This window comes from Serratia liquefaciens ATCC 27592 (assembly GCF_000422085.1).
Lineage (GTDB): Bacteria > Pseudomonadota > Gammaproteobacteria > Enterobacterales > Enterobacteriaceae > Serratia > Serratia liquefaciens.
This window is the reverse complement of the sequence record NC_021741.1, coordinates 353296-365983: the sequence shown is the minus strand read 5'-3', so window position 1 is coordinate 365983 and position 12688 is coordinate 353296. Positions and strand designations below refer to the sequence as shown.

The following is a 12688-nucleotide window of genomic DNA, read 5'->3' as shown; positions in this document are numbered from 1 at the left end:
TGCATAATCATCACTTCTATTGTCAACATTCCACGGTGCAAAATGCGTAATCCCGCAAAGCAGGAAGATCTGATCAAGGCGTTTAAAGCGTTATTGAAAGAAGAAAAATTCAGTTCTCAAGGCGAGATTGTTTTGGCGCTGCAAGAAGAAGGCTTCGAAAACATCAACCAATCCAAAGTATCGCGCATGCTGACCAAGTTCGGCGCGGTGCGTACGCGCAATGCCAAAATGGAAATGGTGTATTGCCTTCCCGCCGAACTCGGCGTGCCGACCACCACCAGCCCGCTGAAGAATCTGGTGCTGGATGTCGATCACAACGATGCGGTTGTGGTGATCCACACCAGCCCCGGCGCCGCGCAGCTCATTGCTCGCCTGCTGGATTCTCTGGGCAAATCCGAAGGTATTCTCGGCACCATCGCCGGTGACGATACCATTTTCGTTACCCCAGCCAGCAGCTTTACCGCGCGCCAGCTGTACGAAGCCATCCTGACCCTGTTCGAACAGGAGCTGTGATGCATAACGCTAACAAAATGCGGCGAGCCGTCGCGTTTTGTTAGCGTTTCTTTAACCCTATCCTAACTTTCCCCTCTAGCCCTACCACGTTTAACGCCAGGTTTCTTTCTCATCACAGCATATTTCAATGACATTACTGCTCAGCCAGTGATAGCTACTGTGTTCTTCCGCACTTTTGGTCAAAAGCACTTACCCTATTGAAATTACATAAATTTAACATCAAAAGATCGTTTTATAACCACTTTTTATTCCATCTGGTTATAAAAGATAAGGATCATCATAATAAAGTTTCACTAGAAACTGTTAGCGAACTATTAATTTTTGGCGTTACTAGATGTATACTCATTTCCGTGACGTAAATCACAGTTCACTGGAACTGATAAAAGAATACGAAAAGGTCAAATCATGAAAATTAAATCTACCATCGCAACTATGAGCGTTCTCTCCATGCTTTCTTTCGGCGCATTTGCAGCACAATCTGTTGATGCAAACCAGGCTGAAAAAATGCAATCTGCAGGCACCATTACCGTCAGCGGCGTTGCCGGTGCACCTTCAGATATCCGTCAGGCACTGTCTGAAAAGGCCGATGCCAAAGGGGCGACCGCTTACCGTGTAATCGAAGCACGCAACGAAGGTAACTTCCACGCGACAGCAGAAATTTACAAATAAGTACAAGGCGTTACCCGGCAACGGGCAATATAACTCTGGTACCGAGCACCACTGATAACAGCCTTCAAGTACAAAAACGCTGCAAAAGCCCTTCCAGGCGGTTATCACAACAGGACGCACTATCATGAACATGAAAACCACTCTCGCTGCACTTAGCCTGCTGTCTGTCGTTTCGTTCGGCGCTTCCGCCGCGACGTTAATCACTAACGACCAGGCCAATACGCTCCAGTCTGCCGGTACCATCACCGTCAGCGGCGTCACCGGCGCGCCTTCCGATATTCGCCAGGCCCTGTCTGACAAAGCCGATAAACAAGGCGCTAAAGCCTACCGCGTGATCGAAGCCTACGAAAACGGCAATTGGCACGCGACAGCCGAAATCTACAAATAACAATTCAGGGAGCCCTGCTTACCGAACTGATTACCCTCGTCACTGCCACTGCCGAGTTCTATCGTAAGCACTGATTCCTTGAAGAAACTTCGTCGTCCTATCCGACGAACCCCGTTGCCCTCGCTCGCGAGGGCTTTTTTATGGGCAAAAGAAAAGGCCGCAAGCGGCCTTTTAGTTTTGCTTCAGTCACACTGAATCGACGATCAATAAGTCACTTTAGGTTCTGACTTGTGGGCCAATGCCTCCAGCAGACGGTCATGGATCCCACCGAAGCCGCCGTTACTCATCACCAAAATGTGGTCGCCAGGCTGGGCCGTTTTCACGATCATGTCCACCAGCGTGTCGAGATCGGCGCTCCAGTGGGCCGGCTGTACACAGGCTTCCGCGACTTCCGCCACCTGCCAGGGGATATGGTGCGGTTGGAACAGGAAGACCTCATCGGCACGGCCCAGAGACGGTGCCAAATCATTCTTGCTGATCCCCATTTTCATGGTATTGGAGCGCGGCTCGAGCACAGCCAAAATGCGCGCGGTACCGCCAACCTTGCCGCGCAATGCGGCCAAGGTCGCCAGGATCGCCGTTGGGTGATGGGCAAAATCGTCATACACCGTAACGCCATGAGCTTCACCGCGCAGTTCGAGACGGCGGCGAGCATTGATAAACTCACCGAGCGCGCGGCAGGCATCGGCTGGCAGCACACCAACGTGGCGCGTGGCGGCAATGGCCATCAAACCGTTATGCATGTTGTGTTCACCCACCAGCGACCACTTCACTTCGCCCACCTGTTCGCCGTCGAGGAACACCGCATAATGGCTGGCGTCCGGCGTTAATTTTTGAGCGCGCCATGCGCCCTCTTCCCCGACCAGCTCTTGCTCACTCCAACAGCCCATCGCCATCACCTGTTTCAGGTGGTTGTCGTTATCAGGCAAAATGATCTTGCCCTTGCCCGGCACCAGACGCACCAGATGGTGGAACTGTTTCTGGATCGCTTTCAGATCGTCGAAGATATCAGCGTGATCGAACTCCAGGTTATTCATGATCAGCGTACGCGGGCTGTAATGTACAAACTTGGAACGCTTGTCGAAGAAGGCGCAGTCATACTCATCGGCTTCGATCACAAAGAACGGGCTACCGCCCAGACGCGCGGAAACGTCAAAGTTGCCCGGAACGCCACCGATAACGAAGCCCGGTTGATAGCCGCAGGCTTCCAGGATCCAGGTGGCCATACCGGCGGTAGTGGTCTTGCCGTGCGTGCCGGCCACGGCCAGCACCCAGCGATCGCGCAGCACATAATCGTGCAGCCACTGCGGGCCGGAAACGTAAGGGATCCCCTGTTCCAGTACCGCTTCAACGCAAGGATTACCCCGCGTCATGGCGTTACCGATGATCACCAGATCCGGCGCCGGATCCAATTGAGCAGGATCGTAGCCCTGGATCAGGTCGATCCCTTCCTTCTCCAGCAGCGTGCTCATCGGCGGATAGACATTAGCGTCAGAGCCGGTCACCTCATGCCCTAGCGAACGAGCCAGCACCGCCAGCCCGCCCATAAAGGTGCCACAGATCCCAAGAATGTGAATGCGCATAGTTTTCTCATAGAGTACGTCGAATGTTGACTCATTCTAACGCTCAGAATCGTCCAGAAGAAATGGATTTGCCTATGAATAGCGTTCATCTTTGGGCTACACTGCTCGCGAATACGTTGGCGGTTTGTTAACAAACCGCTACCCATCCGTAGATTCAGGGATTGTGTCATGAAAACGTTAGGCGAATTTATCGTCGAGAAACAGCACGACTTCTCACACGCCACCGGCGAGCTGACTGCGCTACTTTCTGCAATTAAACTGGGCGCCAAAATCATCCACCGCGATATCAACAAAGCGGGTCTGGTGGATATTCTGGGCACCAGCGGCGTTTCCAATGTACAGGGCGAAGTTCAGATGAAACTGGACCTGTACGCGAATGAAAAGCTGAAAGCAGCATTGAAAGCGCGCGGTGAAGTTGCGGGTATCGCTTCTGAAGAAGAAGATGAAATCGTGATATTCGACGGCGAGCGGGCTGAAAATGCCAAGTATGTGGTGCTGATGGATCCGTTGGACGGTTCGTCCAACATCGATGTCAACGTCTCGGTCGGTACGATTTTCTCTATCTATCGTCGCATTACCCCGGTCGGTACGCCAGTGACCGAAGAAGACTTCCTGCAGCCAGGCAGCGCACAGGTCGCCGCAGGCTACGTGGTTTACGGTTCATCCACCATGCTGGTGTACACCACCGGTTATGGCGTGCATGCCTTCACCTACGATCCTTCTCTGGGCGTGTTCTGCCTCTCCCATGAGAAAGTCCGCTTCCCGGCCAGCGGCAATATGTATTCCATCAACGAAGGTAACTACATCAAGTTCCCGCGCGGCGTGAAGAAATACATCAAATATTGTCAGGAACAGGACGAAGCTACGCAACGCCCTTATACCTCACGCTACATCGGTTCACTGGTTGCCGACTTCCACCGCAACCTGCTGAAAGGCGGCATCTACATTTATCCAAGCACCGCCAGCCACCCGCAAGGCAAGCTGCGCCTGCTGTATGAATGCAACCCGATGGCGTTCCTGGCGGAACAGGCCGGCGGTAAAGCCAGCGACGGTAAAAACCGTATTCTGGACATCACCCCGGTGAAACTGCACCAGCGCGCACCGTTCTTCGTCGGCACCAAATCCATGGTGGAAGACGCAGAGCGCTTTATCGCTGAGAACCCGGACGAATAACGAGTTCGATGTGGGGGACGGCACGCCGTCCCCGGCATTATAATTTGAACGCTGCCATGCTCTGCGCCAACAACTGCGCCTGATCCTCCAGCGAGCGCGTCGCCGCCGCAGACTCTTCGACCAAGGCCGCATTCTGTTGCGCCACCTGATCCATCTGCGCCACCGCCAGGTTTACCTGCTCAATACCGCTGCTTTGCTCACGCGTAGCCGCAGAGATTTCCCGCATCAGCGCCGTCACCCGGCCCACTTCACCGGTAATGCCGTTCATGGTTTTCGCCGCCGAACCGGCCATTTGTTCGCCTTCCTGCACCCGATTCTGCGACGCTTCAATCAACCCTTTGATCTCTTTCGCCGACTGCGCACTGCGCTGAGCCAGGCTGCGAACCTCACCGGCCACCACGGCAAAACCACGCCCTTGTTCACCGGCACGTGCCGCTTCCACCGCCGCATTCAACGCCAGAATGTTGGTCTGGAAGGCAATGCCGTCCATCACGCTGATGATATCGGCAATGCGGCGTGAGCTGTCGGTGATCGCCTGCATCTTATCCATGACCTGACTGACCACTTCACTGCCTTGGTTGGCAATATCGGATACGCTCAGCGCCAGTTGATTCGCCTGTTCGCAGTTCTCGGCGTTCATCTTCACCGTCGAGGTCAGCTGTTCCATGCTGGCGGCGGTTTCTTCCAGAGAAGCGGCTGATTCTTCGGTACGCTGCGCCAGATGCAGGTTGCCGGCAGCCAGTTCGCGTGAACCGGTATCGATTTGGCTGCTGGCATCGCGCACCTTGCTGACCGAACTGACCAAGGCCTGCTGCATCCGCTGCATCGCACGCACCAGACGGCCCATTTCGGTCTCGCCTTCGCCGGTGATACGGTGCGTCAGGTCACCGCTGGCGATATGTTCCAGCTGGGCGATTGACTCATCGAGCGGACGCAGGATAATCACCCGCAGTGCAAACCAGGCCAGTAGCGCCAGCAAAATACTGAGCAGGCCGGCAATCACGATCAGCGTAATTTTAGTGCTGGCATTGCTTTCCGCTTCATTCACCCGCTGCTGGCCAATCTTCATGGCGAAGCTGCGGAAGTCGCTGAGGTCCTTTTCAAAAGCGATGCTCAACGCGGAAATTTTTGTTTCCTGAATGTCGTAGTAATCATCAACTTTGCCGGCCTTGATGGCATCGGCCATCGGCCCAACGCCCTGTTCCAGATAAGCGCGATAGCTGTTTTGCAAACGACCGGACAGCTCGCGTCCACGTTCGGTAACGGTACCGACGCTGACAAAACGCGCCATTTCCTGCTTCGATTGCGCAAGGTAGTCATAGATACGGCCCACCGTAGCATCTGAAACCTCAATCTGGCCGATTTCCCGTTGCCGTACCGCCAGTGAGGCAGCGGTTCTGGCGCGCAGCGTCAGGTTGGAACTGCTGGCCAGCGACCCCAACTCTTCCCCCAGGATTTGATTCAGGGTGTGTAACGAGCGCGATCCTTCGTTAATCGCGTTGACGCCAATCGTGCTGACCATAATCAACAGCAGCGTCATCAGGCTCAACAGGGCAATCAGCCCGGCCTTGACCGTAATCTTTTTTAGCATGAGTTCTTCCCGGCTTCAGAAATAGTGAGATCTTACGTAGAGGAGGTAAAACGCGGAGCCAGACTTCGCCGACTCATTATTATTTGATAAAGTTATCGGCAACCCTCGAGAAAACTTAACGCCGTGGGAGGATTTATCTGGAAATTCGATGGATGGCTCTGCGCCGGGGCGGGGATGATGAAAAGGGCAGGAAATCGCAAAAGAGTCCGCTATAATAGCCGCCACTCCATTTCTGGTTTGATTAAAGGAAACCGACATGAGCTTGAACCTGGTCCCTGCTGGCAAAGACCTGCCGGAAGACATCTACGTTGTTATCGAAATCCCGGCAAACGCCGATCCGATCAAATATGAAATCGACAAGGACACCGGTGCGCTGTTCGTTGACCGTTTCATGTCCACCGCGATGTTCTACCCGTGCAACTACGGTTACATCAACCACACCCTGTCTCTGGACGGTGACCCGGTTGACGTGCTGGTGCCAACCCCATACCCACTGCAGCCTGGTTCTGTGATCCGCTGCCGTCCGGTTGGCGTGTTGAAGATGTCCGACGAAGCCGGCGAAGATGCGAAACTGGTTGCCGTACCGCACAGCAAGCTGACCAAAGAGTACGATCACATCAAAGACGTGAACGACCTGCCGGAACTGCTGCGTGCCCAGATCGCTCACTTCTTCGAGCACTACAAAGATCTGGAAAAAGGCAAATGGGTGAAAGTGGAAGGCTGGGCAGATGCTGCCGCTGCCAAAGCTGAAATCGTTGCTTCTTTCGAGCGTGCCGCCAAGAAGTAATTCTTGCCAGCCGTCCGATAAAAAAACACCGCTCAGTGAGCGGTGTTTTTTTTTACTTTTCGTCGAGACGCTTCAGCCAGTCGCCGCTGTTAATTCGCGGGTAACCGTCCACACTGTGTTTATACAGATAGATCCACGCACTCCCATAAGGCGTCTGAATCAGCTCGCGCTTATAGTCCTTGGTGTTGCTTTTCAGTTCGTCCAGCTCAGCCAAAATCGATGAGTTGATGCGGTACACTTCACAATGTACCGTGCCCTCTCCAGGGATCGCCGCCGGGTAATGGCCCAGATTATAAATCTGATAGCCTTCGAGCTCATGCTCGCCGAGCCATTGGGCGTTGGTCATCCAATGGCTGTTTCCCTGTTTGCGTCGTAAACTGCCGTAGACAATTATTCGCATCGCTAAAACTCAAACTGATAGAGCAAATCTAATGCCTGGTCGAGACCAGACACCGCTTCCAGATACAATTTAGGCATCAGGCGGTAACGCAACGTCAACGTAGCCAGCGAGTCGAAAATACCCACCCCATATTTTACTTGTAAGCCTGGGAGAACATAACCGCTCACGACAACCTGGGAACTGTCGCCGACACCCTGAGTATCCAGGGCCAAATTGCTTACGCCAAACGCCTCGCCGATTTTACCCACAAGTTGACCACTTTGTGCAACCCCCATCCCAATTAACATTGAGGTCATTGCGTTACCATCGGCGCCGGAACTGCCCAATCCCTGCCCGCGCAGCAGATAAGACAGCGCTTCCTGCTGAGATTTGGCCGGATCCGAGAACACTTCCAGCTTGGGTGCATCCGCCAACCCGGTAACGCGTACCCCAGCGGTGACGTCGTCTTCGGTCGATTCAGGATTACGGATGGCTTCAATATTCAGCAACGGCTGATCCGGCGGCCCTGAGAACATCAGTTGGCCCTTGCGGACGATCAAATCCTGACCATAAGCATGGAAGCGACCGGAAGGGATGTCAATCTGGCCGTTCAGGCCCAGGCCATTCTTGTCCTGCACTACTTTCAGATCGCCCTTCAAGCGGGCTTTTAAGCCAAAGGCATCCAGCCGCACATCGTTACCCACGTGGATCATCAGGTTGCTGTTGATCGGGATCCCTGCGGTTTTCGGCTGTATCGGTTTCAGTTGGTCGTCCAGCATCACTTCGTCGGAAGAGACGCCCACCGCACTTTCCGGCAACTCCTGCACCGTAATGCGCGCCCACGGAATATCGACCGAACCATTGAGCGAGAACAGCTGCGGCGTGGCTTCAAACACCAGATCGGGTGAAACGTCGATGCGGATCATCGGCGGCACCGTCACCCGCAGCTTATCGCCCTTGGCGGCGATACGTGCGCGCCAGGCGTTGATGTCGCGCCAGTCAGCATCGCCCGACAGGTTAAGCTGTCCGCGCGTGGTGCTGACCAGCCCTTCCATGGTCGAGGTCATGCCGTCAAAGTTCATCACCAGGCGGCCGTCCGTCATATCAAACGGCATCCAGTGACCATCTATATCAACCTTATCCAACGCCATCCGGCCATAAACCAGAGGCTTCTGCGCACTGCCACCCAGGCGCAGATTGGCATTCAGCATGCCCGCGGCTTTCTCCCCCTTCATCAACGCCGGATTGATCATCGCCAGCGAGATATTGGTGATATTGACGTTGCCGCTGATAATGCGTCGTACCTGTGGATCGGCAACCTGCACGTTACCGTCAAATTGGCCATTATTGGTCAACTTGATCAACCAGTCGGCCTGTGCACGACCGTTGGACAGGCCGGCATTAAGGTTCAGCCGATCAAAGGCGATCGGCAACGCGTTGCCCTGCACTTGCTGAACCACCTTCACGCCGTTACCCACCAGGGAAACTTTCGCGTCCGGCAGCGCACCGCCCGGTTTCCAGCTTACGTCCGCCCGCCCGGTGAACACGCCGCTCAAAGCGGTCTCCGGACCGAGGAAAGGTTTGATCATCGCCAGATCAAAGCGGTTCAATACCACGCTGGCCTGGCCACTCTGGCCTGCTTCGATGGTCTTGGGTACGCACAGTTCGGCGTTCGGGTTCTGCCAGCAGTGCGGTCCAATACTGATTTTCTGCGCGGTATTCAGGTAATCCAGCGCAATGGCGCGAGTTAAGCGCCATTCGCCCACCGGGGTATCGAAACGGGTATTGTTCAGGTTGCCGCGCCAGCGCTGCTGTTGGCGATCGAAACTGCCCTGCAGCGCCAACTGACCGGATACCGGCTTGCCGTCAATTTTCAACTGCAGCTGATGCTGCTTCTCACTGCCTTTGGCATCCAATGTCAGCAGGCTGATATCCAGCGCATCCTGCTTAAGTTGCTCAACGCGTACCGCCAACTGACCCTGGATCTGATCGCTGGAACGCACGTCGCCGTCAATCTTCACCCGGTTGATGCGCAGCGCCTGCCACTGCAGGCCGGAAGCGGTCAGGTCGGCCAGCAACTGAGGCGCTTGCAGGTTGCCCCGCAGTTTCAGCAAGCCTTTCGCCGTACCGCCCAGCCCTGGCAGAGCGCCGTCCAGACGTGGCGCGTCAATATTCGCATCCAGGTTCCAGCTTTTCTCGTCCAGTTGGCCCTTAACGTTCAGTTGGTTGCGTCCCAGCGTCAGATCGATGCCCGGGATTTTCCACTGACCGGCAGCATTGCCGCTAAGCGTGCCACGTGCAGTGACTTTGTTTTGCTTCACGTTACCATCGAGCTGCAGCACCGGCACCTGCAATTACCAACTGCCGCCGTGCAGGCTGCCACGCGTAGTGATTTTACCGTCCAACTTCGCCGGCCATTCCGGCCACTGCTTGGCGGTATTGATGCCGCTCAGCGTCAGCTGTGAATTCCAACTGATGGCCTTGCTCCAGTCCACCAGCGCCGTCAGATCGGTATTGCCCTGCAAGGCCGCCAACCGCAGGCGATCCAGTTTGAACTGTTCAACGTTACCTTTACCGTCCAGCGTCAGCACCGCCGGCGGGAGATCCTGCCCCTTGATATTGGCCCGGGTCGACAAGGCATAATCAGTCGCCTTGCCATTGAAACGCAGGCGGAAATCGTTGACCTGATACTGAGCTTCGCCGTTCAGCGGCCATTTCAGCTGTTTGCTTTGCAGCGTCAGTGCCAGCGGTAAACCCACTTCGGCCAATTGGGTCTGTACATCAAGCTGCGCACCGACCGGTCCGGAGAGGTTCAGCGCCACTTTAAGTTCTTCGCGCAGCCCACCGCCGACGTTCAGTTTGACCTTTTCCCCTTTCAGCGGCTCGATATTCAGCGTGCTGTTAGCCACCATTTCCACCGGCCAACTGCCGGTCAGCGTCGCCTGCCCTTGCGCAGACAACGTGCCCTGCGGGGATTTCACATCGAAATTGTCCAGCTTGATATGCTGATCCTGGGTGCTGGCCTGCAGCAACAGGCTGGTAATCAACACCTCGGTATCACCGGTCAAGCGCAGTTGTTCCCCGCTGATCTCCTTAACCGTGATGTCCAACGGCAGGCGGATTTCCGGCAGATCCGGCAGCAGCGGCTTGGCGAACAGCTCTTTCAACGTTTCGCCCAGTGGCTTCTCTTCCGGCACCGGTTTCGCCGCCTTGTCGACCTGTTCACCCACTTTTTTCGCGACCTCGACAGCCGGCTGTATCGCCTCCGGCAACGGGTTCTGCGGGGTTTTCGGCAGTGCAATCAACAGGCCGCTGATTTTGGTGGGCAGCAAGGTCAACGCACGCTCTTGCCACTGCGCTCCGGTACGGAATTCACCAAGAGAGATTGCCGTGTCGTCTACGCTGACCTTAACGTTATTCAGCGTCAGCATACGCAAGGTAATAGGGTACGGCGTGCTCAGATTAGTGGTCGGCTCGCTGGTCTCTTCCACCGGCGCAGACGGCGTCATTTCTTTGGTTTTCACCACCACGTCGACGTCCTGCGCGGTCAGCGCATTGACGCACAGCGAACTGTTTTTAAAGCAGGCCAGATCGAGTGACAGATGGAATTGTCCGGCATTCACCGTGACGCCCGGCATCTGATACTTCACGCCTTTTAGCGTCAGATCACGCCAGCCACCGCTCACGCTGGCAATATCCAACCCCGGCACCCATCGAGCAGCAGCGTTGAGGGTCATATGCAAACCACTGGTGGTACCGAGCAAGTACGCCACCGCCCCGACCAGCAACAGCAAGACAATCAGGAAACCAAAGCAAATCTTTTTTATCAGGCTCATAGTTCAGGCCCCAAACCGATGTAGAACTGCATCCCGTGGGTGTCCTTGTCCCCCACGGGCGCGGCGATATCCAGCTTCACTGGCCCTACCGGCGACTGCCAGCGTACACCTACACCGGCGCCAGTTTTGAAGTTGCTCTGCTTGATATCGTTCACCGCTTCACCGGAATCGACGAACATCGCCCCCCACCATTTACCGGTCACGTTGTATTGATATTCCAGCGAGCCAGTCAGCATTTTGGAGGCACCGGTCAACTTGCCGTCATCGTTGCGGGGGGAAATGTCTTTGTACTTGTAGCCACGGATGCTGCGATCGCCACCGGCAAAGAATCGCAGGTCTGGCGGCACTTTGTCGAAGTCGTTGGTTTCGATCCACCCCACCTGCCCGCGCGCCACGAACCGGTGCTTATCGGCCAGGGTGCGGATCCAGACGTTCTGTGCCTGCATCAGCGCGAAGTCCACGCCGGATCCCCAGGTGGTGTCGGAAACGTCGATGGAGTAGCGTTGGCTATCGCCCCAGGTCGGCATCAGACCTCCGCGTGAGCGGGTGCGGTTGAGGCTGACGCCAGGGTACAGCAGCATGGTGGTATTGCTGACGTTACCCTGGGTAAAGTTATCCCAGCGCCAGGTCAGGTTAATAGCCCGCTGCCAGCCGCTGGAGAGATCCCAGTTGCGCGAGGCCACCACTTTGGAGGTTACGGACTTGGTATCGTTGAGATCGACGTTCTTGAGCCCGCCCTGCAGCAGGTAATACTGCTCCAGCGGATTCTTCAGCAACGGGATCTTATAGGTCAGATCGAGCTGCTGCTCCGGGGCCGAAATACTGGCGCTGGTTTCCAGACTGTGGCCGCGATCGTTAAGCCAGGGCTTCTTCCATGTGCCTTTAACGCGGGGGCCAACGTCGGTGGAGTAACCGACACCGGTTTCGATGGTGTTGCGAGTGCGTGGTGACACCAACGCATCTAGCGGCAAAATCTTGTTCTCTTTGGCATCTTTGAAATCAGGGGAGACCACCACCGAGTTAAACCAGTTAGTGGCGGACAAACGGCGGTTCAGTTCGGCCAGGTCTTCCGAAGTGTAATAATCCCCCTGATGAAAGGGCACCAGATTTTGCAGATAGTCTTCACGAATTTGCGAACCGGTAAACTTCACCTGGCCGAAGCGGTAACGCTGCCCGCTGTCGAAGTCGATGTCCCAATAGGCCTTATGCAGATCCTCCGCCACGCCGAGCTGGCTTTTGGTCATATCGGCATCGAAATAGCCTTTGCGCAGCGCCAGGCCGGTCAGTGAACCTTTAAAACTGTCGTATTTACCGTGATTAAGGATCTCACCTATCGTCGGTTTGCCTTTTTTGACCAACGACAGATAGTCTTCATCGGTTTTCGCACCGCCTTCCAACACGATATTGGCCCCGGCAATGCGCACCGGTTCACCCGGATTGACCTTGGCGTGCAGCACCGGCCGCGCCAGCCCTGGCCGATCGTCCAACGTAAATTCGATGGTAGGCTGATAATAGCCAAGCGCTCTCAGCCCCTGACGAACAGCTTCATCCACGCGTGCGCGGAAACGGCCATCAGTACCGACCTCTTCCGGAGTGATGGAAGACAGGCGTACCCGGACGTTTTTTTCCAGTTCCCCGCTAAGTCCTTCAACCTGCAGCCGCACATTCGCCGAAAACGCCGCAGGCGTCGCGAGCAGCGCACACAAAAAGCACAGGGCACGGTATCGTGGCACGCGTTCTCCTTAATTTATTTTACTTTCCTGTTATAA

Annotated in this window: 9 protein-coding genes and 1 pseudogene; 5 read left to right on the top strand and 5 right to left on the bottom strand. The window is 55.4% G+C overall.

Annotated elements, in window-relative coordinates; all coding sequences use genetic code 11:
* Positions 1-42 precede the first annotated feature (42 nt).
* The 3 genes from argR (at position 43) to yhcN (M495_RS01655) (ending at position 1570) form a co-directional block, all read left to right on the top strand.
* Positions 43-513, top strand: a complete 471-nt coding sequence (argR, locus tag M495_RS01665; protein ID WP_020824937.1) for a transcriptional regulator ArgR — start codon at positions 43-45, stop codon at positions 511-513.
* Between the two features lie 405 nt (positions 514-918).
* Complete coding sequence (gene yhcN, locus M495_RS01660; RefSeq protein ID WP_020824936.1) at positions 919-1182, top strand: peroxide/acid stress response protein YhcN; 264 nt, start codon at positions 919-921, stop codon at positions 1180-1182.
* A 124-nt stretch (positions 1183-1306) separates the two neighbouring features.
* Complete coding sequence (yhcN, locus tag M495_RS01655; protein WP_020824935.1) at positions 1307-1570, top strand: peroxide/acid stress response protein YhcN; 264 nt, start codon at positions 1307-1309, stop codon at positions 1568-1570.
* Positions 1571-1773: 203 nt separating this feature from the next.
* Here the strand turns inward: yhcN (M495_RS01655) and mpl are convergent, their stop codons facing one another.
* The gene (gene mpl, locus M495_RS01650) at positions 1774-3153 is read right to left on the bottom strand and encodes a UDP-N-acetylmuramate:L-alanyl-gamma-D-glutamyl-meso-diaminopimelate ligase (protein WP_020824934.1); all 1380 of its coding nucleotides are present in this window, start codon (positions 3151-3153) and stop codon (positions 1774-1776) included.
* Positions 3154-3321: 168 nt separating this feature from the next.
* On the opposite strand from mpl, the gene fbp reads away from it, so the two are divergent.
* The gene (gene fbp, locus M495_RS01645) at positions 3322-4326 is read left to right on the top strand and encodes a class 1 fructose-bisphosphatase (RefSeq protein WP_020824933.1); all 1005 of its coding nucleotides are present in this window, start codon (positions 3322-3324) and stop codon (positions 4324-4326) included.
* 37 nt (positions 4327-4363) lie between these two features.
* Here the strand turns inward: fbp and M495_RS01640 are convergent, their stop codons facing one another.
* Positions 4364-5917, bottom strand: a complete 1554-nt coding sequence (locus tag M495_RS01640) for a methyl-accepting chemotaxis protein (protein ID WP_020824932.1) — start codon at positions 5915-5917, stop codon at positions 4364-4366.
* 256 nt (positions 5918-6173) lie between these two features.
* Here M495_RS01640 and ppa point away from each other — a divergent pair, with 256 nt between their 5' ends.
* A complete protein-coding gene (ppa, locus tag M495_RS01635; RefSeq protein WP_004952787.1) occupies positions 6174-6704 on the top strand; it encodes an inorganic diphosphatase in 531 nt (176 codons plus the stop codon).
* A 52-nt stretch (positions 6705-6756) separates the two neighbouring features.
* On the opposite strand, the gene M495_RS01630 is transcribed toward ppa, so the two are convergent.
* From M495_RS01630 to tamA, 3 genes and pseudogenes are all read right to left on the bottom strand, one after another.
* Entirely contained in the window at positions 6757-7104 is a 348-nt protein-coding gene (locus tag M495_RS01630) for a gamma-glutamylcyclotransferase family protein (RefSeq protein ID WP_006317485.1), read from the bottom strand.
* A 2-nt stretch (positions 7105-7106) separates the two neighbouring features.
* Positions 7107-10919 (bottom strand): annotated as a pseudogene (gene tamB, locus M495_RS01625) (autotransporter assembly complex protein TamB).
* Entirely contained in the window at positions 10916-12652 is a 1737-nt protein-coding gene (gene tamA / locus M495_RS01620; RefSeq protein WP_020824929.1) for an autotransporter assembly complex protein TamA, read from the bottom strand. Before tamA ends, tamB begins: the two are co-directional and overlap by 4 nt.
* Between the last annotated feature and the right edge of the window lie 36 nt (positions 12653-12688).